The 22491-nt window shown below is 65.7% G+C and carries 21 protein-coding genes and 1 pseudogene; 10 read left to right on the top strand and 12 right to left on the bottom strand.

Going from position 1 to position 22491, the window contains the following annotated elements; genetic code table 11:
• Window positions 1–75: 75 nt before the first annotated feature.
• The gene (locus J7I89_RS02555; protein ID WP_214967005.1) at window positions 76–1674 is read left to right on the top strand and encodes an ABC-F family ATP-binding cassette domain-containing protein; all 1599 of its coding nucleotides are present in this window, start codon (window positions 76–78) and stop codon (window positions 1672–1674) included.
• Window positions 1675–1765: 91 nt separating this feature from the next.
• Here J7I89_RS02555 and J7I89_RS02550 read toward each other — a convergent pair whose 3' ends face one another.
• The 7 genes and pseudogenes from J7I89_RS02550 to J7I89_RS02520 form a co-directional block, all read right to left on the bottom strand.
• Window positions 1766–2008 (bottom strand): hypothetical protein, encoded by a 243-nt coding sequence (locus tag J7I89_RS02550; RefSeq protein WP_214967002.1) that lies wholly within the window; start codon window positions 2006–2008, stop codon window positions 1766–1768.
• A 35-nt stretch (window positions 2009–2043) separates the two neighbouring features.
• Complete coding sequence (locus J7I89_RS02545) at window positions 2044–2733, bottom strand: hypothetical protein (protein WP_214967000.1); 690 nt, start codon at window positions 2731–2733, stop codon at window positions 2044–2046.
• Between the two features lie 869 nt (window positions 2734–3602).
• Window positions 3603–6347 carry a LuxR C-terminal-related transcriptional regulator gene (locus tag J7I89_RS02540; RefSeq protein WP_214966998.1) on the bottom strand — a complete coding sequence of 915 codons (2745 nt, stop codon included), beginning with the start codon at window positions 6345–6347 and terminating at the stop codon, window positions 3603–3605.
• A gap of 79 nt (window positions 6348–6426) precedes the next feature.
• Window positions 6427–6925 (bottom strand): annotated as a pseudogene (locus J7I89_RS02535) (YbaK/EbsC family protein).
• A complete protein-coding gene (locus tag J7I89_RS02530) occupies window positions 6909–7787 on the bottom strand; it encodes an SURF1 family protein (RefSeq protein WP_214966996.1) in 879 nt (292 codons plus the stop codon). The pseudogene J7I89_RS02535 and the gene J7I89_RS02530 overlap by 17 nt, the downstream one beginning before the upstream one ends.
• Entirely contained in the window at window positions 7788–8051 is a 264-nt protein-coding gene (locus tag J7I89_RS02525) for a hypothetical protein (RefSeq protein ID WP_214966994.1), read from the bottom strand.
• A complete protein-coding gene (locus J7I89_RS02520; RefSeq protein ID WP_374101988.1) occupies window positions 8048–8497 on the bottom strand; it encodes a DUF3099 domain-containing protein in 450 nt (149 codons plus the stop codon). Before J7I89_RS02520 ends, J7I89_RS02525 begins: the two co-directional genes overlap by 4 nt.
• A gap of 138 nt (window positions 8498–8635) precedes the next feature.
• On the opposite strand from J7I89_RS02520, the gene fabG reads away from it, so the two are divergent.
• Window positions 8636–9361, top strand: coding sequence for a 3-oxoacyl-ACP reductase FabG (gene fabG / locus J7I89_RS02515; protein ID WP_214966992.1), 726 nt, complete (start codon window positions 8636–8638; stop codon window positions 9359–9361).
• Here the strand turns inward: fabG and J7I89_RS02510 are convergent.
• Both J7I89_RS02510 and J7I89_RS02505 read right to left on the bottom strand, forming a co-directional pair.
• Window positions 9324–9995: an FMN-binding negative transcriptional regulator gene (locus tag J7I89_RS02510; RefSeq protein WP_214966991.1), complete on the bottom strand. Its 672-nt coding sequence runs from the start codon at window positions 9993–9995 to the stop codon at window positions 9324–9326. The genes fabG and J7I89_RS02510 overlap by 38 nt on opposite strands.
• A 63-nt stretch (window positions 9996–10058) precedes the next feature.
• Window positions 10059–11018 (bottom strand): DMT family transporter, encoded by a 960-nt coding sequence (locus tag J7I89_RS02505; RefSeq protein WP_214966989.1) that lies wholly within the window; start codon window positions 11016–11018, stop codon window positions 10059–10061.
• Between J7I89_RS02505 and J7I89_RS02500 the strand changes: the two genes are divergently transcribed.
• The 3 genes from J7I89_RS02500 to J7I89_RS02490 all read left to right on the top strand — a co-directional run bounded on the left by J7I89_RS02500 (window position 11017) and on the right by J7I89_RS02490 (window position 14300).
• A complete protein-coding gene (locus J7I89_RS02500; protein ID WP_214966987.1) occupies window positions 11017–12429 on the top strand; it encodes a PLP-dependent aminotransferase family protein in 1413 nt (470 codons plus the stop codon). The genes J7I89_RS02505 and J7I89_RS02500 overlap by 2 nt on opposite strands.
• A 112-nt stretch (window positions 12430–12541) precedes the next feature.
• Entirely contained in the window at window positions 12542–13294 is a 753-nt protein-coding gene (locus J7I89_RS02495; protein WP_214966985.1) for an SDR family oxidoreductase, read from the top strand.
• Window positions 13295–13454: 160 nt separating this feature from the next.
• The gene (locus tag J7I89_RS02490; protein ID WP_251044826.1) at window positions 13455–14300 is read left to right on the top strand and encodes a VOC family protein; all 846 of its coding nucleotides are present in this window, start codon (window positions 13455–13457) and stop codon (window positions 14298–14300) included.
• A 60-nt stretch (window positions 14301–14360) separates the two neighbouring features.
• Here J7I89_RS02490 and serB read toward each other — a convergent pair whose 3' ends face one another.
• Window positions 14361–15266 (bottom strand): phosphoserine phosphatase SerB, encoded by a 906-nt coding sequence (gene serB, locus J7I89_RS02485; RefSeq protein ID WP_214966983.1) that lies wholly within the window; start codon window positions 15264–15266, stop codon window positions 14361–14363.
• 143 nt (window positions 15267–15409) lie between these two features.
• Between serB and J7I89_RS02480 the strand changes: the two genes are divergently transcribed.
• The 4 genes from J7I89_RS02480 to J7I89_RS02465 all read left to right on the top strand — a co-directional run bounded on the left by J7I89_RS02480 (window position 15410) and on the right by J7I89_RS02465 (window position 18799).
• Entirely contained in the window at window positions 15410–16195 is a 786-nt protein-coding gene (locus J7I89_RS02480; RefSeq protein WP_214966981.1) for an ABC transporter ATP-binding protein, read from the top strand.
• Between the two features lie 18 nt (window positions 16196–16213).
• A complete protein-coding gene (locus J7I89_RS02475) occupies window positions 16214–16999 on the top strand; it encodes a sulfite exporter TauE/SafE family protein (protein ID WP_214966979.1) in 786 nt (261 codons plus the stop codon).
• A 7-nt stretch (window positions 17000–17006) separates the two neighbouring features.
• Window positions 17007–17897 carry an RNA methyltransferase gene (locus J7I89_RS02470; protein WP_214966977.1) on the top strand — a complete coding sequence of 297 codons (891 nt, stop codon included), beginning with the start codon at window positions 17007–17009 and terminating at the stop codon, window positions 17895–17897.
• Between the two features lie 494 nt (window positions 17898–18391).
• Window positions 18392–18799, top strand: coding sequence for a DUF6804 family protein (locus J7I89_RS02465; protein ID WP_214966975.1), 408 nt, complete (start codon window positions 18392–18394; stop codon window positions 18797–18799).
• Window positions 18800–19757: 958 nt separating this feature from the next.
• On the opposite strand, the gene J7I89_RS02460 is transcribed toward J7I89_RS02465, so the two are convergent.
• Complete coding sequence (locus J7I89_RS02460; RefSeq protein WP_214966973.1) at window positions 19758–21065, bottom strand: hypothetical protein; 1308 nt, start codon at window positions 21063–21065, stop codon at window positions 19758–19760.
• Window positions 21066–21388: 323 nt separating this feature from the next.
• Complete coding sequence (locus J7I89_RS02455) at window positions 21389–21871, bottom strand: MarR family winged helix-turn-helix transcriptional regulator (RefSeq protein ID WP_214966972.1); 483 nt, start codon at window positions 21869–21871, stop codon at window positions 21389–21391.
• Window positions 21872–21952: 81 nt separating this feature from the next.
• Here J7I89_RS02455 and J7I89_RS02450 point away from each other — a divergent pair.
• The coding region (locus J7I89_RS02450; RefSeq protein ID WP_214966970.1) for a hypothetical protein at window positions 21953–22491 on the top strand (539 nt) is incomplete at its 3' end.

Genomic DNA, 22491 nt, shown 5'->3' with positions numbered 1-22491 from the left:
CCGCACCGTCCCGGTACCTGCCAGTTTCCATCCGCTGTGCCGCGGCGTTCCCTGTTGTGAAAGGCCTTACCTGCTTTGATTACCGTCCAGGATCTTGAACTGCGCGCCGGCGCCCGGCTGCTCATGGACCAGGTGAGCTTCCGGGTCGACAAGGGAGACAAGATCGGCCTCGTGGGCCGCAACGGTGCAGGAAAGACGACGCTGACCCGCGTTCTTGCGGGCGAGGGCCTTCCCGCCGCCGGCAAGGTGACCCGCACCGGCGAGATCGGGTACCTGCCCCAGGACCCCCGCACCCCGGACATGGAACAGCTCGCGCGGGACCGGATCCTCTCCGTCCGCGGCCTGGACGTCGCCGTCGGCAAGCTCCGTGTGGCCCACGAAGAGATGGCCAGCGAGGACGCCGCTGTCCAGCGCAAGGCGATGAACCGCTACGACCGGCTCGAATCCGAGTTCCTCGCCGCCGGCGGCTATGCTGCCGAAGCCGAGGCCGCAGCCATCTGCTCGAACCTCGCCCTGCCGGACCGCCTGCTGAACCAGCCGCTCAAGACCCTGTCCGGCGGCCAGCGGCGCCGTGTGGAGCTCGCCCGCATCCTGTACTCGGACGCCGAGACCATGCTCCTCGATGAGCCCACCAACCACCTCGACGCCGATTCCATCGCCTGGCTGCGTGACTTCCTCAAGAACCACCAGGGCGGGCTGATCGTGATCAGCCACGACACCGAGCTGCTCGAAGCCACGGTCAACAAGGTGTTCCTGCTGGACGCCAACCGCGCCCAGATCGACTTCTACAACATGGACTGGAAGCGCTACCTGACGCAGCGCGAAACAGACGAACGCGCCCGCAAGCGGGAACGCGCCAACGCCGAAAAGAAGGCCCAGGTCCTGTTCGACCAGGCCAACAAGATGCGCGCCAAGGCCACCAAGGCGGTTGCCGCGCAGAACATGGCCAAGCGCGCCGAACGGCTGCTCAGCGGGCTGGAGGCAGTGCGCGAAAACGACCGCGTGGCGGCCCTGCGCTTCCCCGACCCGTCGCCCTGCGGCAAGACCCCGCTCACCGCGGATGGGCTCAGCAAGTCCTACGGCTCACTCGAAATCTTCACTGACGTGGACCTGGCCATCGACCGTGGCTCCAAGGTGGTCATCCTGGGCCTCAACGGTGCCGGCAAGACCACCCTGCTGCGCATGCTCGCCGGCGTGGACAAGCCCGACACCGGCGAAGTCATCCCCGGCCACGGCCTGAAGGTGGGCTACTACGCCCAGGAACACGAAACGCTCGACGTCAGCCGCACCGTCCTGGAGAACATGCGTTCCTCCGCTCCCGACATGAAGGACGCCGAGGTCCGCGGCATCCTCGGTTCGTTCCTGTTCTCCGGCGACGACGTCGACAAGCCGGCGGGCGTTCTGTCCGGCGGCGAAAAGACCCGCCTGGCGCTGGCCACCATCGTGGCCTCCAGCGCCAACGTGCTCCTCCTCGACGAGCCCACCAACAACCTGGACCCCGCCAGCCGCGCCGAAATCCTCGGGGCACTGCGGAATTATGCCGGTGCCGTTGTCCTGGTGAGCCACGACGAAGGCGCCGTCGAGGCATTGAATCCCGAGCGCGTTGTCCTGCTGCCCGACGGCGTCGAAGACCACTGGAACGAAGACTACCTGGACCTGATTACGCTGGCTTAAGCCGGGCTCGAGATCTCGAGGTTCTGGTGAGTGCACGAGGAAACAAGGGCTTCTCCAGGTTGCCTTTGCCCGCCTTCTGGGTCTGCAGCGATCAAGGCTCCGGATTGTCGATCGCACGCACCGAAATCAGCGTCACACCGAGGTCACGCACCCTGGCGAGCAGACCGTGCAGCGCCGACTGATCGATGACCGGGCCGCACAACGTTGTCGTTCCGTCGCTCTCGCGGCTGAGTGCCAAGCCCTCGAACCGTTCGGCCCAGCAATCGTCGAGGTGTCCCGTGATGCGGAGCTCGTATCGCCCAGGCTCGTGATGCACCCCGGGCATCTCGTTCATCGGCTGCTTCCCAACGACGGGTCTCCCTCGTGAATTCAGACAACCGGGGTCCGGTTGAGGTGTGTGTTCTGCACAGCCGTCGTGGGTTCCCTGGAACTCTTTCGCTGTTCAGACCAGAGCGAGTATCCCAGCCAGATTAGAGCCAGCCCGACCGGTACGGCGGCATACCGGCCGAGGGCGTGCGGGAGGAGGGCAACCAGCGGGGTCGCCCCTGCGCCGAGGGCCAGCAGGAGAGCGCCCCGCCGTGACAGGACGCCGGCCCGGAAGATGGCGATGCCTGACAATACGCCGCCGCCCAGATAGAACACGAAGGACACCAAGCCCATGGCACCGAGCGTTCCCAGGCTGATCCCGGCTCCGGAGCCGTTGAAGATACTGAGGAAGCTGTCCACGAACTGCGGCGCTTCGGCCGCCAACGGGGGCAGGATTAGGGCTTCAGCGAAGGTCCAGGCCGCCACCAGCACGTACTCGAAAGCGAACATGAGATACCCGATAAGTCCGACCAAACCGGTTTCTTTCACTTGCCGGAGGTAGATACCGGACAGGCCCACCAGGCCAAGGATCGACATGGCCATGGTCATGTAGGCGACGATCGCCCAGGCTGGGCTGGTGACGGTGGCAGCATCCTCCAGCGGGTGGATGGGCTGAATCAGGATGAATAGCAGCCCTGACAGCACGGCTGACAAACCGGCCGCCCGGGTCAGTTTGGAGTATGTAATGTTCATTTTCGCTCTCCTTTTGTTTTGAAGTCCCGCCCAAAGGTGGGTACTGGGGATACCTAGAAGCCGACCGAGGTGTGGGGGAACGCCTTGGCCTTTGAACGGCGGCCGCTGTGCCGTCGGCGGCCTTCTGGGGGACGTTCCGGAGCATCCAGAGGGCGAGCCAAGTGATAGCCACGGCCAGACCAACCAGGCCCAGCTGCAGCACAGCTTCCGGAAAAACCGTACGCAAGGCGATGGGAATGACACTCGCCGCGTAGAGGACGACCGCACCCTTAGGCGCGCCTGAGATGCGCCACAGCGCCAACATGAAGACCACCGTGCCGAGCAGGAACAGCACCGATACCGCTGTCAGGGCGATACCAAGCGGGCCGGCACGCAGAACGGTGATGACACCTCGATCGACGTAAGGGAAGACAAGGTTGAGAACAAACTCGACTCCGACGAGGCCGGCCAGCGACGTTACGGAGAGCATGGCACCTGCGGTTCCCAGCGCCCCGGCCTTGCGGGAAATCACCAAATAGATACCGATCACCAGCCCGATGGCGGCGAGTTGGGCAAGCGGTGCAGCCAGCTGGGTGACAGGCGATGTGGGGATGACTCCTGCCCGCTTGGCCGCGTTCACCACCAGTATGGCTGCGGAGAGAAATCCCGCGAAGGCAAAGATCCTAATAAGTACGGCAGGTAGGGATAACTGAATTCTTGAAGACATCGGAGGCTCTTGACTGTTGGGGACTGCGCGACACAACGAGTGCTGTAGCAAGCGTCATGACCCTGGATTGGTGCCGGGGACAATTCGAAGCTACCGGCGCGTGCGGTGACCGGGCATCACCACCTGTGGTGATTGATGTGGTGATCGGCCTGCCGTCGGTCCGTTAGATCAGGCCGCGCTCTTTGGCGCTACGGACGGCAGTTACGCGGCTGTTAACTTCGAGCTTTGCGAAGATGTGCTTCGTGTGGGTGCGCAAGGTGTTGACCGAAACGAACAGTTCGCGGGCGATCTCCGGCCCGGTCAGCTCGGTGTCTAGCAGCCTGAGCACTTGCAGTTCGCGCCGACTGAGGGCCTCCAAGGACGGAGCCGCGTCCCGGGGCGTGATGAGGGCTTCGCCTGGAGCGGTTCCGAATGCCCGGAGCAGCCGACCGCCATGATCCGCAGCGATTCCATGTAGCTCAGCTCCGCGCAATAGCGCAGCCATGGGTGCGCCTTCATCGAGAAACAGCCGGACATACCCCTCTGGTGCGGTCTGAAGCAGGGCCCGTTCCAAGGACGCCAGCGCCTGCGGGCGGTGTCCTTGCGCTTCCTGGGCGAGGGCCTGCAGGACGAGGATCTCGTTCGCGCTTCCATTTCGTCCGGATCCTTCTGCAGCTTCGAGAAGTCGGTCCAGCAGCGCCACGGCGTCCCGGATTGTGTTCTCCGCCCAGTGAATCCGGTACTGGGCGATGAGTAGGCGTGCCAGGGTGACGTGCTCGAATTCGCGAAGGTAACGGAGGTCGTCTGTGGCCGACAGTCCGTGTTCGCGTGCCCAATCCAGGGCCTCGGGAAGTCTGCCTTGCGCGATCCGTATTCGTGCCTTCACTGCCGCGATCGGGCGCACCTCCGGGACGAAACCCCGAAGGTGTAGGCGCCCGGCTTCGTCCAGCAGTTCGATGGCGCCGTCGGGGTCTCCCTCTGCTTCCCTGACTCGTGCCATCGCCACGAACCACCGGTGCCGGTTTTCCGTCAGCGCTGCATGCTCACCCAGCGCAGTACTGGTCAACAGGTGATGCAGGGCGGTTCCCAGTTCGTCGAACTCGCGGTGAAGCTCGCTGATCCCCACGTGCAGATCGGCCGTCGCCCGGGGAACCGGTTCACCTTGTGCCGTCGCCATTTGCAGTGCCCGCTCGTAGAGCCGTCGCGCTTCCTGCGGCCGGCCTCGGGCTATCCACATGTCGGCCAACACAATCGTGCTGCTCAGCTCGTCGGCCACGTCGCCGGCCGCGTGCAGGCTTGTCACGGCGCCGGAAAAAGTTCGCAGGGCTGTCTCGACGTCGCCGGCCGCCCACGATGCCAGCCCCAGGAATCCGCCGGCGGCGGCACGCGCGAGATGATCGCCTGGCTGAGTCAGCTCGAGTGCCCGCCGGGCGTGTTGGGTTGTGCCAGCCACATCGCCCAGCGCCTGCGCGAGTGCAGCCCGATACATGGCGATGGTCGACGGCAACGTCCGAAACTCTTCTCCATGGACCGATTTATCGGCTACCGGACGCTCCGATAAGTCCATGGTGCCCGCCGCGGCACCCAGCCCCTGTTCTGCCTCCCGCAGCCAAGGTTCGACCCCTTCGAGGTCGCCGGCGACGAGCATCCTCCAGGCGCAGAAGACGCTGAGGACAGGACTGCGGCGGAGGACTTCGTCCGGGAGCGCCCTCAGCCAGCCGAGCAGCATCACATCCTGTCTGTCGCGCCGCATCGCCGGCAAAGCGGCTTCCATCAGGCTCGCCGCCCGTCCGAAGTCTTCGGCGGCCAGCGCATGCCGTACCGCATCCTCGGCCAGGTCGTGCCGCTCGAACCACTCGCTGGCGAGGCGATGCAGCGCAAGCTCACGGCCGGGGAGTTCCGTCAACATGCGAGCCCGGAGCACATCGGCGAAGAGGTGGTGATAGCGATACCACTGCCTCTGGTCATCCAGTGGAACCACGAACAGGTTCTCGCGCTCCAAGGTCTCCAGCATTTCGGTGCCGCCGCCCTCCCCGGTGAGGGCCTCGCACAGCGGACCGGTCAGCCGGTCGAGAACGCAGGTGTTCAGCAGGAAGCTGCGGACATCATCGGTCTGGCGGTGCAATACCTCTTCCACCAAGTAATCGATGATGAACCGGTGGCTGCCAGTGAAAGCGCGTATGAATCCGGATACGTCATCGTGCTCCCGCATCGAGAGCGCGGCCAGTTGGAGGCCGGCAATCCAACCTTCGGTGCGGGTTTCAAGGGCGGCGATGTCATCGGTGGAAAGACCGAGGTCCATCGCCTGGTTGAGGAAGTCCGCCGCTTCGTCAGGCGTGAAGCGGAGGTCGGCGACGCGAAGCTCGGTCAACTCGCCACGGCTGCGGAGGCGGGCCAATGGGAGAGGGGGATCGGAACGGCTGGCGATAGCCAGATGCAGCTGCGACGGCAGATGGTTGAGCAGGAAACTGATGGCCTCATGAATCGGCCGTGCTTCAATCACATGGTAGTCATCGAGCACGAGGATGATCTCCCCGCCCGCCCGAGGCACGTCGTTAAGGAGGGCCGTCAGTACCAGTTCGACCGGCGCCACCTGGGCACCGTGCAAAAGCGTCATCGCCTCTGTACCGATGTCCGTCTCGATACCCTGCAGTGCGGAGACCAGGTACGTCAGGAACCGGGATGGATCGTTGTCGCCTTCGTCCAGCGACAGCCAGGCCACTCGCATGTCGGGAAAATTTCGCTTGCTGCGAGCAATCCATTCGCTGAGGATGGTGGTCTTGCCGAAGCCAGCGGGGGCACAGGCAAGTGTCAGCTTGCGGCCCGAACCCAGCTCCCGGTTCAGGCGCTCGAGTAGCCGAGGCCGTGCAACATTCCGGGGGCGCGGCACGGGAACATGCAGCTTTGTGGCCAGCACATCCGTCGGCATCCCCCAAGTATATGAGCGCCGGACACGGTCCCCAGGAATTGCAGAACTGTGGCAGTTCCGGCCGGGTCGCCAGCGTACGCTAACGGACCCGTAACGTGCGGGCGCCGGTGATCCTCTGCAGCTCTTCGTAGCTGATCGAGAACATGGAATGGTGGTCGCCTGCGCCGGCCCACAGGGTTCCGTGCTCTTCCAGTGAGGTGTCGAGGAGGGTGCGGATCTTCGCCGGATGGCCCACCGGGGCTACGCCTCCTACTTCCTGTCCCGTGGTGGAGGACGAAGTCCGGGGCGGCGCGTTGGATTTTGCCGCCGCCCAGCTGCGTGGCGACCAATCGAACGTCCACCTTCGCCGCGCCGCTGGCAAGGATCAGCAGGGGAGCGCCGTCGAGTTCGAACACCAGGCTGTTGGTGATGGCCGCGACGTCGCAGCCGAGCGCGGCTGCCGCGGCAGCCGCCGTCGGGACCTTATCCGTCAGTACGGTGACGGTGTCCTCGGCTCCGGCGTCGGTCAGGGCGCGCCGTACATTGGCCACGGGATCGGGAATGATGTCCGTACTCCTGCCGTCAGTAGCCCTGGGCATCCAGGATCGCGTCTTCCTCTTCTTCCGCCGTGGGGTGCTTGCGCTTCCGCGCTGCCGGCGGACGACGGCGGGCTCCCGCACCGGCGCCGGAGTGCGCACCGCCGGCGGCGGCTGCTTCGGCGTCCTCGGCGTCGATGGCCGCGTTCCGTGCCTGCTGGCGGGCGGCGTAGCCGAAGCCGACAAACATCAGGATGCCGAAGGCGAACCACTGGAGCGAGTAGGACAGGTGCGTCCCCTCTTCAACCGACGGCATGGGGAACGCCTGCGGCATATCCGCAGCGGGCGGCGTTTCTGAGGCGAGCTGCCCGTAGGCTCCCGTCAGGAGCGGGTATCCCAGCTGCGCGGAGTAGGCCGGCAGGTCGATGGAGGCGAGCTGGCCGTCGGGAGCGCCGCGCTGCAGGGCTGGTTCGCCGTGCTTCAGCCGTACAACCGCGGTGATCTGTCCGGTAGGCGGGGCCGGAATGGAATCCGGGCGCCCCGGGTTGTTGTTCCCGATGGGCAGCCAGCCCCGGTCAATCACCACGGTTTCGCCTGAGACGAGCCTGAAGGGCACCACCACTTCGTAGCCGGGCTGGCCGTTGAGCGGACGGTTACGCACAATCCGCTGTCCTGTGACGTTGTAGCTGCCCCGGAGTTCCACCTGAGTCCATTCACGGTCCGGATCGAGCTGCCGGAAGTCGTCCCTGGCGTCGGCAAAGCTGATTGGCGTGGCCGAATAATTGGAGGTGACGCGCTGGATCTCAGCGAGCGTTTCGGCGCGCCGGTCCATCTGCCAGCGGCCCAGGAAGACACAACCGGTGGCAAAGATTGCGGCCAGCAGGAGGTACCCGAGCCATTTGCTCGAGAACAGGAAGCGGTACATTCAGCCGTTCCCGCCAATCGCTGGTGTGGCCTCTAGCGGGACGGTTTCCTTCCACAGTCCCCGCGTCTGGAGGTAATCCTCCAGCCATTCCTTGTGCTCACCGCACGCGAGCCACACCTTGCGGCGCTCCGGCGTGTGGATCTTCGGGTTGTTCCAGAGCAGCTGCCACGACGCATCTGCCCGGCAGGCCTTGCGTGAGCACATAGCCGCGGACGCCGGCCCCGCAGTCTCGCCGGTTCCGCCGCCCAGGTTGAAAAGGTTCATGAAGCTTTCTGTCCCCGGTCGTCGTCGTCTTCATCGCTGATCAGTTCGCCCTGCAGCACCGTTGGCTGGTCTCCGGGATACCCGGAGTCCTCCGCTTCCCCAGCCCGCGGGCCATCAGCTGCCTCGAGTTCAGCGTACGGAGTGTAGTCGAGGAGCGAGTCGCTGTGGATCTCGGCTTTGTCCGAGCCGTTGGCGATCACCACGGCAATCCACGGCAGGAAAACGGCCCCGGCCACTGCAACGAGCTTGAGCCAGCCATCCACCACGAAGATCAGAATCAGGCAGACCATGCGGATTCCCATTGCCACGGCGTACTTGATCATGCGCTCCCGCATGTCTTCGGAATGCGCTGCAGCTGCGTCCGTGATGCTGTGTACCTCCGGATGACCGGATGCGGCGTCACGCTTCTCGGGCATCGGCTGTCCGGGCTGGTGTTCAGGTGTCACGGCTGTCTCATCACGCTCCAATGGCTACCTCAATTCTCTCACCATCCGGGGGAGCCCCCCAAACGGGCGCTAAGATCGGAGGCAGTAAAAATCCAGCCACCACAGCGGAGCCAGGCTTCGCGGAAATCCGGAGCACTCATGTCTGAAGCAGCAACCACGGCCCGCAGCGTCCTCATCACCGGCGGAAACCGCGGCATCGGCCTGGCCATTGCGGAGGCCTTCCTGGCCAACGGAGACAAGGTGGCCGTGACGTACCGGAGCGAATCGCAGCTGCCGGAAGGCATCCTCGGCGTTAAGGCCGACGTCACCGACGAGGCGTCCGTTGACGCCGCGTTCGCCGAAGTTGAGGCGGCCCACGGTCCCGTCGAGGTGCTGGTGGCCAATGCGGGCATCACCAAGGACACCCTCCTGCTGCGCATGAGCGAGGACGATTTCACCTCGGTAATCGACACGAACCTCACCGGCGCGTTCCGGGTCATCAAGCGGGCCTCCAAGGGCATGATCCGGCTGCGCAAGGGCCGCGTGGTGCTCATCTCCTCTGTCTCCGGCCTCTACGGCGCCCCGGGCCAGATCAACTACTCCGCCTCCAAGGCGGGGCTCGTAGGCATCGCGCGCTCCCTCACCCGCGAACTCGGCTCGCGCGGCATCACCGCCAACGTGGTTGCACCGGGATTCATCAACACCGACATGACCGCCGAGCTCCCGGAAGCCACGCAGAAGGACTACCTCGCCAAGGTGCCCGCCGGGCGCTTCGCCGATGCCTCCGAGGTGGCCAACGTGGTCCGCTGGATTTCCAGCGACGAGGCCGCCTACATCTCCGGCGCCGTCATTCCGGTCGACGGCGGACTGGGCATGGGCCACTAGATCCCGCTGAATTTGCACGTCGGGCCCGCGCCACGTCGGCGGCAACTCCTGCCTCTCCTCGGGCAGTAAGTCCTGCCACCACGCCGTCGACGTCGGCGTCGGGCCGGTTCTGGCTGAGTTTGTTCTTTGCCTCTATCCGCGTGATGAGCAGTTCGACGCCCACGATGGCGCGCAGCTGGCCCGCAATGTAGCCCTCCGGTGCGTCGTCCACGGTCCACGGCCGCTCGGAGCGTGCTTCGTGGAGGTCGGTCAGTCGCCTTATATGCCGGCTGAGCCAGTCAGGGTCCTGATGGACCGCGAGCTTTCCGTAAACGTGCGCGGTGGAGTAGTTCCAGGTCGGCACGACGCGTCCGTGTGCTGCCTTCGACGCGTACCATGACGGCGAAATGTAGGCATCGCCGCCCTGGATGATGACGAGTGATTCGCCCATCGCAGGCTCTGACCACTGAGGGTTGTTCCGGGCGAGGTGTCCCTGCAGCGCGCCGTGCTCGCCGACCGAGGGATCGTAGACAAAGGGCAGCAGCGTCGCGAGGGTGCCTTGCCGGGTTGCGGTGATGAGGTTGGCCGCCGCCGGCCTCGCAAGGAGGTCCTGGACCGCATCGGGGTGGGCTGCGAAGTGCTCCGGGGTGTACATGGGGTTTCCTTTGCTGGATGAAGGATCGTTCTTGCTGGATGGAGTCCTGTGATCAGCGGATCGTCAGGGATTGTGCTTTGCTTTCGGCGGGTTAAGCGGGCTTAGCCGCACACGGACCGCGGCGCCGGCACAGAGGATGACCGCCAGACCGCCGGCCATGGTGGACCAGGTCAGGCCCTCGCCCAGCAGGAGTCCGGCCCAGCAGATGCTCAGGACGGGCTGGACAAGCTGGATCTGGCTCACCTGGGCCATGGGGCCAATGGCGAGGCCGCGGTACCAGGCAAAGAACCCGAGGAACGCGCTGACGACGCCCAGGTATGCAAGGGCAGCCCACTGCACCGGCGTGCCGGACGGCGGTTGCTGCGCCATGGAGAGTGCTGTCAGGAACGCCATCAGCGGCGATGCGAGCACCAGCGCCCAGGATACGGTCTGCCATGCGCCGAGCTCGCGTGCAAGCAGGCCCCCTTCGGCGTACCCGATGGCCGCGGCCGCGACGGCGCCGAGGAGCAGCAGGTCCGCCCAGTGCAGCTGTCCCAAGCCGCCGGACTGGGCGAAGGCGAAGATGATCGCCGCAAGGGCGCCGACGGCCGTCGCGATCCAGAAGGCTGCCCGTGGACGCTCGCGCCCGCGGAGAACTGCGGCGGTTGCGGTCGCCGCCGGGAGCAAAGCGATGACGACGGCGCCGTGGCTGGCAGGCGCGGTGGTGAGCGCATAGGACGTGAGCAGCGGGAAGCCGACGACGATCCCGCCGGCCACCACGGCGAGCCGCACCCATAGCGCACCCTGGGGAAGGCGCTGCCGGGTGAGCGCAAGGGCGGAGGCCGCCAGCACAGCCGCCAGGACCGCACGCGCGGATCCGATGAATAGTGGGGACATGCCGGCGACAGCCACCCGGGTGAACGGAACGGTGAACGAGAAGGCCGCTACTCCGAGGAGGCCCCACCAGAGGCCGCTGGCCTGCCGGGACGGTACCGGCGATATCGCTGGGCGAATAAGGGTAGTAGCGCTACTATTGTCTCTCATGAACAACGATAGCAGTTCGCGGATTGCGATGCGACTCCGAGAGTGGATCGCCGGGGCCGCGCCCGGAGCCCGGCTGCCGTCCACGCGGTCACTGGTGGCGGAGTACCAGGCCAGCCCCGTCACCGTGCAGAAGGCCCTGCAAACCCTGACAACGCAGGGGCTGATCGAGAGCCGGCCCGGCGTCGGGACGTTCGTCCGGGCCGTGCGGACCGCGCGCCCGTCCGACTACGGCTGGCAGACGGCGGCCCTGGGTTCGCCGCGGGCACCTCTTCGCTATGCCGCCGCCGCGATGCGAAGCGCCCCGAACGACGTCATCGCATTCCACTCCGGCTACCCGGACCGGGAACTCCTGCCGGAGCGACTGGTGCGTGCCGCACTCACCCGGGCGGCCCGCGGCGACGCTGCCTTATCCCGTCCGCCTGCGGCAGGACTGCCGGAACTGCAGTCCTGGTTCGCGCACGAACTCGGCGCCTCGACCCCGGTCGGGGTCACCCCGCCAACGCCGAGCGACGTCATCGTGCTGCCGGGAAGCCAAAGCGGACTGAGCTCCATCTTCAGCGCACTGGTCGGCCGGGGGCAGCCCCTGCTCATCGAGTCCCCGACCTACTGGGGAGCCATCCTGGCGGCGGCCCAGGCCGGTGTCCGCGTCGTTCCGGTGCCCAGCGGTCCCGACGGCCCCGATCCGCAGGAGCTGTCGCGGGCCTTCGAAGAGACCGGTGCCCGGATGTTCTACGCTCAGCCGAACTATGCAAACCCCACCGGAGCGCAATGGGCGCCGGGGCGGGGCGAACAGGTCCTGGACGTTGTCCGCGCGAACGGAGCATTCCTCGTGGAGGACGACTGGGCGCACGACTTCGGCATCACCACCACCCCGGTTCCCGTTGCCGCCCATGACGATTCCGGCCATGTTGTCTACCTACGGTCACTCACCAAGAGCGTCTCCCCGGCCATCCGCATTGCCGCAGTCATCGCCCGCGGGCCGGCCCGCGAGCGCATTCTGGCCGACCGGAGTGCCGAGACGATGTATGTGAGCGGCCTCCTCCAGACGGCAGCACTCGACGTCGTCACCCAGCCCGGCTGGCAGACTCACCTGCGCGGCCTCCGCCTTCAGCTGCAGGCGCGCCGGGACCTCCTGGTCACCAGCCTGCGGGAGCATGCGCCGCGGGCCCACATCACCCACGTGCCCAAGGGAGGGCTGAACCTCTGGGCACGCCTGCCCGACGGGACCGACCTCGAACGGCTCGTCCGCGACTGCGAAACCGCGGGGGTCATCATCGCCGCCGGCACGGATTGGTTCCCGGCCGAACCCGCGGGGCCGTTCATCCGGCTCAACTACGCCGGGCCAAACCCGGGGGCGTTCCCGGAAGGGGCGCGGATCCTCGGCGCGGTCCTGGAGCGCAACAGCGGCTAACTAGCAGCCCCGGCCTTCTTTGTCGCGTTCCGACAAGCGGATCCGGCTTTTCCGCTGGCATGATGGACTTCAGGCCTAAGTGATTTAGACGTTTGGAACAAAAGGAGCTCATATGGGACTGCTGGACAACAAGACCGCCATTGTGACCGGATCCTCGCGGGGAATCGGCGCCGAAGTGGCCAAGATCCTCGCTGGCGAGGGTGCCGCCGTAGTCGTTAACTACCGCCAGAAGGCACCGCGCGCCAACAAGGTGGTGGCCGACGTCGAGGCCGCGGGCGGCCGCGCAGTGGCCGTGGGCGCCGACCTGACCACGGATGAGGGCGTGCAGGCCCTGGCTAGCGCCGCCATGGAGAACTTCGGGTCGCTGGACGTCCTGGTGCTCAACGCCTCGGGCGGCATGGAATCGGGCATGGAAGAGGGATATGCCCTCAAGCTGAACCGGGACGCGCAGGTCAACATGCTTAACGCCGCCGTGCCCCTCATGAAGGCCGGCTCCCGCGTGGTGTTCGTCACCAGCCACCAGGCCCATTTCATCAACTCGGTGCCCACCATGCCGGAGTACGAGCCCGTGGCCCGCAGCAAGCGCGCCGGCGAGGACGCGCTCCGCGGGCTCCTGCCGAACCTGGCGGAAAAAGGCATTTCGCTGGTGGTCGTGTCCGGCGACATGATCGAAGGCACCGTCACCGCTACCCTGCTGGACCGTTCCAACCCGGGCGCCATCGAGGCCCGCCGCGCCGAAGCCGGCAAGCTGTATTCCGTGGCGGAGTTCGCTGAAGTGGTTGCCAGCATGGCCACCGCCGACGTCGAGTCCGGCCACACGGAGTACGCCGGCGGTGCCGACTACTTCGGCAAGAGCGCCGAGTAACTCCTCCGGGCCTCCCATAAAGGGCCGGTTGTCCACGCGACAACACCCATCATGACGAGCTCCGGGCAGTACTCCTGCCCGGAGCTCTCGTCTTTCGCGGCGCCCAACCTGTACGTCCGGGGCGTTGTCCATGTGGGCAGGGCCGCCTAGGGTTCTATGCATGGAACAGCAGCGCGAGGTGGCACGCCGGACCTATCCGTCAGGTGTGCCGTGTTGGGTGGACACGCAGCAGCCCGACGTGGACGCCGCCATGGACTTCTACGGCGGACTCTTCGGGTGGCAGTTCGAGGACACTGCCCCATCCGGTGCGGCCGGCAGGTACGTAATAGCCACGCTTGACGGCCAGGAGGCCGGCGCGATCGCGGGCCACGCAACCGGAGTCCCCGCGTGGAACACCTACATCTCAGTCGAGGACGCGGATGCTGCCGCGCGCCACCTTCTCTCGGTCGGTGCAACCCTGAAATCGGCTCCCGCCGACTCTGGCTCAGGAGCTGTGCACGCGGTGCTGGCGGACCCCCAAGGCGCCGAGTTCCGTATCTGGCAGGCCCGGGAGAGGCCCGGGGCGCAGGCGGTCAACCTGCCCGGCGGATGGAACTTCAGCGACCTCCTCACCACAAACATCGACGCAGCGGTCGCATTCTACACGAAGGCATTTGGCTGGCAGTTCGACAACCTCGACTTCGGAACGATGATCCGCCGCCCCGGTTATGGTGATCACCTGGAGGCCACGATCGACCCCAATATCAGGGCCCGCCAGTCGGGCGACGCCGTCCCCCGCGGCTTCGAGGACGCCGTCGGCTGGCTTGCCTCCGCGGCGCCCGGCCATCGGCCGCAGTGGCACGTGACGTTCACAGTCGCGGACCGGGACCGCACGGCTAAAGATGCCGAGCGACTGGGCGCCCGCATACTGGGGCAGGACGATACCGAGTGGACGCGCACCGTCCTGATCCGGGACCCCGGGGGAGCGGTATTCACCGCGAGCCAGTTCACACCGCCGACCGGCTGAATCGACCGGGCCGGCGAGTTGGACTCTGCGGGTCAGCCGCCGCTTTTCAGTCCCTGCAGCTCAGACGCCGGCGATGTGCCGCACGGCGTCGAGGTACGGCATGTTCACGGCGGCATCGGCCACGGCGCGCACTGCCGGCTTGGCGTTGAACGCCACCCCGATTCCGGCCGCGCCGAGCATGTCAAGATCGTTGGCGCCGTCGCCCACGGCAATGGTGTGCTCCATGGCAACCCCTTCGGCGGCGGCCCATTCGCGCAGGTACTTCTCCTTCGCGGCGCGGTCGATCACGGCGCCGAGCACCTTGCCGGTCAGCGCGCCGTCGACGATTTCGAGCTCATTGGCGATCCAGTAATCCAGGCCAAGGTCCTCGGCGATCGGGCGGAGGATCTGGTTGAAGCCGCCTGACACCACGGCCACCACATGGCCGGCGGCCTTGAACGCCGCCACGAGCTCCGCCGCTCCCTCGCTGAGCTTCACTTCAGCCCTGACGGAATCGACGACGGCGGCAGGCAGCCCTGCGAGGACCGCCACCCGCGCGTGTAGGCTCTGGGCGAAGTCCAGCTCCCCGCGCATGGCGGCTTCCGTCACCGCAGCCACTTCATCCCGCTTTCCGGCGTAGGCGGCGAGAAGCTCGATGACCTCCTGCTGGATCAGGGTGGAGTCCACGTCCATGATGAGGAATTTGCGTTCGGCCTTCCGCAGCTCCGCCGGCACGATGGCGGTATCCACGCCGTCCCGTCCCGCGCCCTCCTTCGCCGCGGTAACGCGGTGCCGCAGCCCGGCTATGTCGGCCGCGGATCCGGACGGCACGTCAAAATCGACGGTGCAGACGTCATAGCGGCCGTCGCCGCTGCGCGAGGCTGCTCCGAATGTCGTGCCGGAACCGGCCAGCAGGGACCGGAGGTTTTCCGGTTCCGAGGGGGACAATTTCACGCCGTAGCTGACCGCGGTCACGTTCGAACTCATGGCTGCAATCTTAGCCAGCGCAGCGTTGCGGCCCGAATTCGTTTCGCTTACCGGCGTCGGGCCGGTGACGCAATGGCGACGCACCGACGGGGACAACGTTCCAGTTATCAGTCGCACCCCGTTTTGTCCTAGTGTCTACTTCTATGAGTGATGTTCTTGAAATGGCCGCCGTCAGCGTTGTCCGCGGAGCCAAAACGCTCCTGAGCAAGGTTGACTGGCAGGTCAAGGAAGGCGAGCGGTGGGTAATCCTCGGACCCAACGGCGCTGGCAAGACCACTCTGCTCCAGATCGCCGCCGCCAGGCTCCATCCCACGAGCGGCATGGCAGGCATCCTGGAGGAAATCCTCGGATCCGTGGACGTCTTCGAGCTGCGGCCGCGGATCGGACTCTCCTCGGCGGCACTCGCCAACCAGATCCCCGAGCAGGAGAAGGTCCTCAACGTCGTTGTCACCGCCGCCTATGGCGTGACCGGCCGCTGGCGCGAGGGCTACGAGAAGGAAGACGAACGCCGGGCGTTCGCCCTGCTGAACGAATGGGGCATGGGCCCGCTGCTGAACCGGCCGTTCGTCTCACTTTCCGAGGGGGAGCGCAAGCGCGTCCAGATCGCCAGGGCCCTCATGACCGATCCCGAGCTGCTCCTGCTGGACGAGCCCGCCGCCGGGCTTGACCTTGGCGGCCGCGAGGACCTCGTGCACCGCCTCAGCCAGCTGGCCCTCGACGACACCGCTCCCGCGATCGTGCTCGTCACCCACCACCTTGAGGAAGTCCCGCCGGGCTTCACGCACGCGATGCTCATGCGCGACGGCGGCGTCGTGGCCGCCGGACCCGTCGAAGAGGTCCTCACCTCCGGCAACCTCAGCGCGACCTTCGGCCTGCCGCTCGAGGTCTCCGTCAACTCCGGCCGATACACCGCCACCGCCCGCCGCTAACCGGGCGGCCGGCACAGCGTGGAGTTTTTCAGCGGCATTCTTGTGTTCTTCGCCGGCCTGTGGGCCGGCACCATCAACAGCGTGGTCGGATCCGGCACACTGGTCACCTTCCCGGTGCTGATCGCCCTGGGGCTCGCGCCGGTCACGGCGTCAATGAGCAACGCCATGGGCCTCGTGGCCGGAGGAGCGGCCGGCGCCTGGGGATACCGCCGCGAGCTGGAAGGCCGCGGCCGGCAACTCCTGAAGCTGCTCCCGGCCTCCCTCCTCGGCGGCATATCCGGAGCGTGGCTGCTTCTTCATCTCCCCGAAAAAGTGTTCCACTACGCGGCGCCGGTGCTGATCGTGCTTGCGCTGCTCATGGTGGTCTTCCAGCCCCGGCTGCAGCGCTGGGTCCGCAACCGCGAAGAGAACCCCGAGCACGCGCTCCGGGATAAGCACCACAGCGTCCTCCTCGTGGTGCTCGTCTTCCTGGCCGGCGTCTACGGCGGTTACTTTGTTGCCGCGCAGGGGATTCTGCTGGTCGCCATCCTCGGCATCTTCATGACGGGCACCATCCAGAACGCCAATGCGATGAAGAACATCCTGGTTCTCGGTGTCAACCTCATCGCGGCGACGTCCTACCTGCTGTTCGCGTTCGGCCGGATCAACTGGACGGTGGTGGCCATCATCGCTGTCAGCTCGCTCATCGGCGGCCTCGTCGGCTCCAAGGTGGGCCGCAGGCTCTCGCCGCCGGTGCTGCGCGGCGTCATCTTTGCCCTCGGGCTGGTTGCGCTCGGCTTCATGATCGCGAATCTGCTGAAATAATCGCCCGGTGACATTCCACTATCTCGAGTCCGCCGCCGATCCGCGGGTCTCCGACTACACGCAGCTGACCGACGTTCACCTGCGCAAGCTCCGCGAACCGGCAGAGGGCATGTACATCGCCGAATCCTCCCGGGTCCTCCGGCGGGCGCTGGCCGCGGGCCACCGGCCGCGGTCGTTCTTCCTTGCGGAAAAGTGGCTTCCGGACCTGGCCGATATTTTTGAGCAGTATCCCGACGTGCCTGCCTACATCGGCAGTGCCGGCCTGCTCGAGGAGATCACCGGCTTCCACCTGCACCGCGGGGCCATGGCCGCCATGCACCGGCCCGCGCCGGTTCCGCTTCCCGAACTGCTGGCCGGCGCCCGCAGGGTGGCGGTGCTTGAAGACATCGTGGACCACACCAACGTGAGGTGTCGCAAAATATCGGACGTTGCTCCTGAGAAACGAACGCGCTCGAGGATAGCAATCCTGGAAAATCTTACGGACCATACAAATGTTGGAGCTGTTTTTCGGAGCGCTGCGGCGATCGGTGTCGATGCTGTGCTCGTCACGCCGCAGTGTGCTGACCCGCTCTACCGCCGGGCGATCCGTGTGTCGATGGGCACAGTGTTCCAGGTGCCATGGACACGGATCGAATCGTGGCCTGGCGATATCGAGGTCCTGAAGGAGGCAGGTTACGTGGTGGCGGGCATGACCCTGGGGGAGGGCGCGATCACGCTGGACGAGTTGGTCGCCGAAGACCACGAGAACCTCGCCCTGGTCTTTGGCACCGAAGGGGATGGCCTGATCCCGGAGACGGATAGGGTGCTTGATAGGAGAGTCACCATTCCAATGATGCACGGGGTAGATTCGCTGAACGTGGCCGCCTCGTCGGCGGTTGCGTTCTATGCGACGAGGTAGGGGCCTGGCTTGAATTCGCATGATTCGATTCGAGTCAGAACGTCTCGGCGGTCGGACTCATCTCACCGCGGTGTCAGGCGCCAACTAGGGTGAGTGTGCCTAGGCAAAACGCCTCGACCTTGCCTAGGCACAAGTGGCTATGAACCGGCATTTTCCCTGCCCACCGCTCTGTTGAGAGTTGGTGCTGCTCTGCCGCGATCGCCACCCGTGGCTGGACATCGCGGCTCAGAGAATGGTCACGACTCCGGGCTCTCCCAGTCGTCGCTCTTCCTGAACTCCTCCGATGCGGCGTTCCAACTCCTCGGGGTGCGAGATGGGCAGCAGGCGGTGGGGCTCCAGAGGGGCAGGCGTGTTGCAGCAGTGTACATTCGAGGACCGCCTAATGACACATGTCATCAGACAGCCCGACTAGTACCAGGGAAACAGCGCCAACAGCTAAGGTTTTGCTAGGCCCGCTGTCGAAAACCTGGGCCGCAAAGATTGGGGGGCTTCAGGTGTACAACCCTTATCAGCACTCGACCGACCGGTGGCCCGCCGCCCCGGGATTCACGGAGGAGCAGCTGAACGACGTCCCACTCATCACCGTTCATCCGGCCACAGTCCCAGCCGCCATTGGAGCGGTGTTCCTGCTGATGGCGGGCATGGGTGCCCAATACGAGTTTTATGTAGTCATGCGGTGGGCCGTGACCGGAATGGCCATCTGGATGTGCGTAGTGGCCAGCGCACTCAAGAGGACGCCCTGGGTCGTGGTCTTCGTCGCTATTGCCCTCCTGTTCAACCCACTTATCCCGGTCTACGCCACACGGGAATTCTGGGTCCCGTTCGATTTTGCAGGGTTCGTCCTGTTTTGGGTCGCCGGAGTCAAGTTACGCGCTTCGAAGCCCGCTCCGCCGACCGGCTAACGACGCAGACGGGCGTGCTTCCATGGCGGGCACCAGCACGCTCCTATCCGCGTTCTATCGCGCTAACGCTGGTGCTGGAGTTATGACTAGGCCTTCGTCGATAACGTCGTGCGCGCAGAGGCCGACGGTCGTCGTGCGGGCGTTCCGCGTGGTTCGTGAGGAACGTGGGTTCGTTTGAGTAGTGTTTGGGGGCGTGAAGAGTCTTGGATTTATCTCATGCGCCCTGGCCGTTTTGCTTGCGGGGTGTAGTTCGCCCACAGAGCAGTTGAGAAGCGCGGCGAAGGGCTGCATGGGTAGTCTTGACGCCCCTGGCCTTGCTCTACCTGACGATGGTAGTGGCAATATCGGTATAGCCGTTTGGTCCGGGGGCGCAACAGCAGATGATGCGGAATGTGTATTAACGCGACTTGATGCACCATCACGTGTAGTGACGAAAGTCCGTGGCCTTATCCATGAGAACGGCACTGGATATGCAGAATGGGGTGACTTCAGAGTCGAAGTTTTATGGGGCCCCTTGGTCAAGCTGAGTGAAGCTCCGAGGTAGGGCCAGCTACCGGGCGCTAATAGTCACCGCTTTCGAGGGACGTTGGCACGCACGTCAGCGGCGTGGGCTTCATCTAGCACCCAACGCTGGTACTTGGGATGGTCCGGGTATTTTCTTCGGAGATAATGCCGGACGACTTTCCCTTGGTCGGTGATCATTGGTATAGCCCAGTTCGCGGGCGAGTTCGGCAGGTCTATATGTAGCCACGACTCTGAGTGTAAGACGTGCCCGGGTCGCGTCAGAGGGGACCTTTGGCCCTCGAGCGTCCGTAACCTAATCCCTCGACGGATCGGACCGCAAAAGCTGCGTCTCGCTAGGCGCGTCGCAGGAAGCGACTTCTTGGGCCACCGATCCCTATGCGAGGATCTCGTTCCGCGCTCTCAACTGCCACTGAAGAAGGCTGCTTTGAATAGGTCAGCAGCATCGACGAGGTCTGCAGCAGGGGCCTCGCCTCTGGTGACCTCGTCGTTGCCGTCCTCGGTGAGCACCCACGCCACAGTCACTGAGCTCGCCCGCGGGTCCCGTGCCAGGAGCACGTAGTCGTCCAGGTCGCTCGTCCGTTGGGCCGGAACGACTCGGGCGTGAGCATGACTTCGACGTCGTCGCCCTGGGGGCCCAGGCGACGGGATAGTCACGCGGCGTGATCCTGTAGTCCGACGGGTCGAGTCCCAGCACATAGCGGCTCTGCCGCCTCACAATCGGCTCCACCACCTTCTCGAAGTCGGCATCGTCGGCCTCGCGGAACTCCAGCGCCTCACAGTCGTGGAACGTCACGATAAGGTGGGGCTTGGCGACAAACCTGTCGCGGCTGACGAGGCGGATTCCTGCACCAGGCAGCACAACGCCGAGGAAGTGCTCTCGACCCCTCGCGATATGGGTGTCCCTCTCCCTCCGCCACGAGTCCAGGCGCGCTGCCCGCTCCGATGCCGACGTGGGCTCCGGGCTGCCGAAGATGCTGGGCGGCGTTATGGTCAGCAGCGACGTGCTCTGAACCGGCTCGGGCGTCGCGCTGAACTGTTCCTCCTCGAACTCGTACAGCCGGCCCATCACCTCGTCGACGCTACCTACGCGGCCGGTGGAACCGAGGATCGCTACCTCGAGCTCGATGGGCGGCTTGCCGCCGCCACGGGCCCGCTCAACGAGGGCCAGGACCTCACCGGCCCGAGCCGGGCGGGTGTTGCTGGTCCCTCGCACATAAACGGCACCGTCCTCGAGACTGTCCCGGCGGTCGTCGCCCTGGAAGCTCTTGTGGCATGGAAAGATCGGCTGACCGTCCTGCGGCGGCTGCGCGATGACGAACAGCACCTCGCTGGCGTCGTCGACGCCAATCCTGCCGAACTCGAACGCGGGGAACTGGGGCCCGGGGTAGGGCCGGAGCCGGTCTTCCAGCTCGTGGGCCTCGACGCCGCGGGGGACACCCGGTGCGGCATCCTTCTGCGCGCCGATGATCATCACCGCGTGGCCGCGGAAGTGGCGTGCAGCCTCCTTCGGCCGACGGTTTGCCGCCCCCAGGAGGAACTTCGCGACCTTCGCCACGCCTGTCTTGCTGCTGAGGTCCAGGCTGCTCTTGACCTCCAGGTAGGTCGTCTCGGCCTCGTCGCCGACGGCCAGGACGTGGTCCAGGATGAGTCGCAGGGAGCGTTCACCGAGGGGGAGAGTGGCGGTATCCAGCCCCATGGGCTTCGGCTCGGACGGGCTGGCCATAGCGGGATCGGCAGTCATGGATCGATTGTCCCATTCACCGCCGACACGACGCGGTCAGCGACTGACTAAATGACCTCAGCACAGGTCCGCGAACCGGTCGACGACGCTCTGATTCGAATTTAAGCGCTGTCTCGGGCATGGACACAAGGGACTAGACCACACCATAGAAGGAATCCTGCAGCCAAGACAGAGGCCGCGATGACTCATTAGGGATGCCCGCTAGCTGTATTCGAAGAATCATCTGAGAATGCCCGCGCAGCGGGGTGTCCGCCGGGCCGGCGCGCCGACGAGCTGGGTGGCAACGACAGCGTGCTGGGCCCTGGGCTGCTGGTGAGGCCGGGTCATCGTGCGTGATCCTCATGACCGGTCTCCCGGTGGAGGTCCAGGTCCAGAGCGTTGGCGGCCGCGAGCTGGGCAAGCAGGCTTCCGAGCTGGGCAGACTGCTCGCCGGTGAGTGGCGCCAGAAGTTCGGCCTCGTGCGCTTCGGCGATCTCGCGCAGCTGCCGCATGACCTGCGCGCCTTCTGCGGTCAGACGAAGTTCGTACGTCCGGCGATCGGTGCTGCTGCGCTCCCGCTCCACGAGGCCGCGGGCCTGCAACGAGTCGACGAGCGAGACCACGCGACTGGGCACGGCCCCAAACCGGTCGGCAAGGGCCCGCTGGCTCAGCCCCGGGGTCCGGCCGATCAGGCGAAGCACGCCCGCATCGCTCGGGGTGAGCCCGATTTCCCGGGTGCGTTCGGCGAAACGTGACGACGCCAGGGCGCCCAGCTGCGAGAGGAGAAAGGCGGTGCGCCTCGACCGGGGCGCGGCTGGGGAGTCCATGACTTCAGATTACCTTCTTGACAGAATAATTCAACGGGTGAATCATTTTTGTAATGACTCAATTGCTGGAAAGGTGCGATCATGACTGACGTTTCCCCTCCGCGCGCCGGCCAAACTGTCCGCTCGGGCGGACCCAATCCGGGCATCCTGGCGGCCGTGAGCCTCGGGCTTACCGTTGCCGGCCTGGTCACGGCCGCGATCATGACCGGCGGCAGCACGTTTGTCTCGCCGTTCTCCACGGCGGGGCAGGTCGCGGCGTACTTTCAGGAGAACGCGATTGCAGAACGCGTTGCGGGCATGATCCAGTTCGGCTCAGCCGTGCCGCTGGGCATCTACGCCGCCACTGTTTATGCCCGGTTGCTCCGCCTCGGAGTTCGGGTTCCCGGTCCCGGAATCGGGTTCTTCGGCGGCATCGCCGCAGCACTCTTCCTGATGCTCTCGGCTTCGGTTGTTTGGCTGCTGAGCCGCCCAGAGATCACCACCGATGTGACGCTCACCCACGCGCTGGCCTTTCTCGCCTTCATCACGGGCGGGGTCGGCTACGTCACCGGGATGGGGCTACTCGTCGCCGGAACAGCGGTGCCGGGCCTGATCCTGCGCCTTGTGCCGCGCTGGCTCGC

It is taken from the genome of Arthrobacter sp. ISL-5 (assembly GCF_018613835.1).
Lineage (GTDB): Bacteria > Actinomycetota > Actinomycetes > Actinomycetales > Micrococcaceae > Arthrobacter.
Note: the sequence above shows the minus strand (reverse complement) of the source record. Positions and strands in the feature narration are given on the sequence as shown.

What these genes read in the sequence shown, in the direction of transcription:
- J7I89_RS02530 (WP_214966996.1), bottom strand. Translation starts at nt 7,787, where the DNA reads ATGTACCGCTTCCTGTTCTCGAGCAAATGGCTCGGGTACCTCCTGCTG.
- serB (WP_214966983.1), bottom strand. Translation starts at nt 15,266, where the DNA reads ATGAGTTCGAACGTGACCGCGGTCAGCTACGGCGTGAAATTGTCCCCC.
- fabG (WP_214966992.1), top strand. Translation starts at nt 8,636, where the DNA reads ATGTCTGAAGCAGCAACCACGGCCCGCAGCGTCCTCATCACCGGCGGA.
- J7I89_RS02480 (WP_214966981.1), top strand. Translation starts at nt 15,410, where the DNA reads ATGAGTGATGTTCTTGAAATGGCCGCCGTCAGCGTTGTCCGCGGAGCC.
- J7I89_RS02550 (WP_214967002.1), bottom strand. Translation starts at nt 2,008, where the DNA reads ATGAACGAGATGCCCGGGGTGCATCACGAGCCTGGGCGATACGAGCTC.
- J7I89_RS02540 (WP_214966998.1), bottom strand. Translation starts at nt 6,347, where the DNA reads ATGCCGACGGATGTGCTGGCCACAAAGCTGCATGTTCCCGTGCCGCGC.
- J7I89_RS02460 (WP_214966973.1), bottom strand. Translation starts at nt 21,065, where the DNA reads ATGACTGCCGATCCCGCTATGGCCAGCCCGTCCGAGCCGAAGCCCATG.
- J7I89_RS02490 (WP_251044826.1), top strand. Translation starts at nt 13,455, where the DNA reads ATGGAACAGCAGCGCGAGGTGGCACGCCGGACCTATCCGTCAGGTGTG.
- J7I89_RS02545 (WP_214967000.1), bottom strand. Translation starts at nt 2,733, where the DNA reads ATGAACATTACATACTCCAAACTGACCCGGGCGGCCGGTTTGTCAGCC.
- J7I89_RS02525 (WP_214966994.1), bottom strand. Translation starts at nt 8,051, where the DNA reads ATGAACCTTTTCAACCTGGGCGGCGGAACCGGCGAGACTGCGGGGCCG.
- J7I89_RS02500 (WP_214966987.1), top strand. Translation starts at nt 11,017, where the DNA reads ATGAACAACGATAGCAGTTCGCGGATTGCGATGCGACTCCGAGAGTGG.
- J7I89_RS02510 (WP_214966991.1), bottom strand. Translation starts at nt 9,995, where the DNA reads ATGTACACCCCGGAGCACTTCGCAGCCCACCCCGATGCGGTCCAGGAC.
- J7I89_RS02455 (WP_214966972.1), bottom strand. Translation starts at nt 21,871, where the DNA reads ATGGACTCCCCAGCCGCGCCCCGGTCGAGGCGCACCGCCTTTCTCCTC.
- J7I89_RS02495 (WP_214966985.1), top strand. Translation starts at nt 12,542, where the DNA reads ATGGGACTGCTGGACAACAAGACCGCCATTGTGACCGGATCCTCGCGG.
- J7I89_RS02505 (WP_214966989.1), bottom strand. Translation starts at nt 11,018, where the DNA reads ATGAGAGACAATAGTAGCGCTACTACCCTTATTCGCCCAGCGATATCG.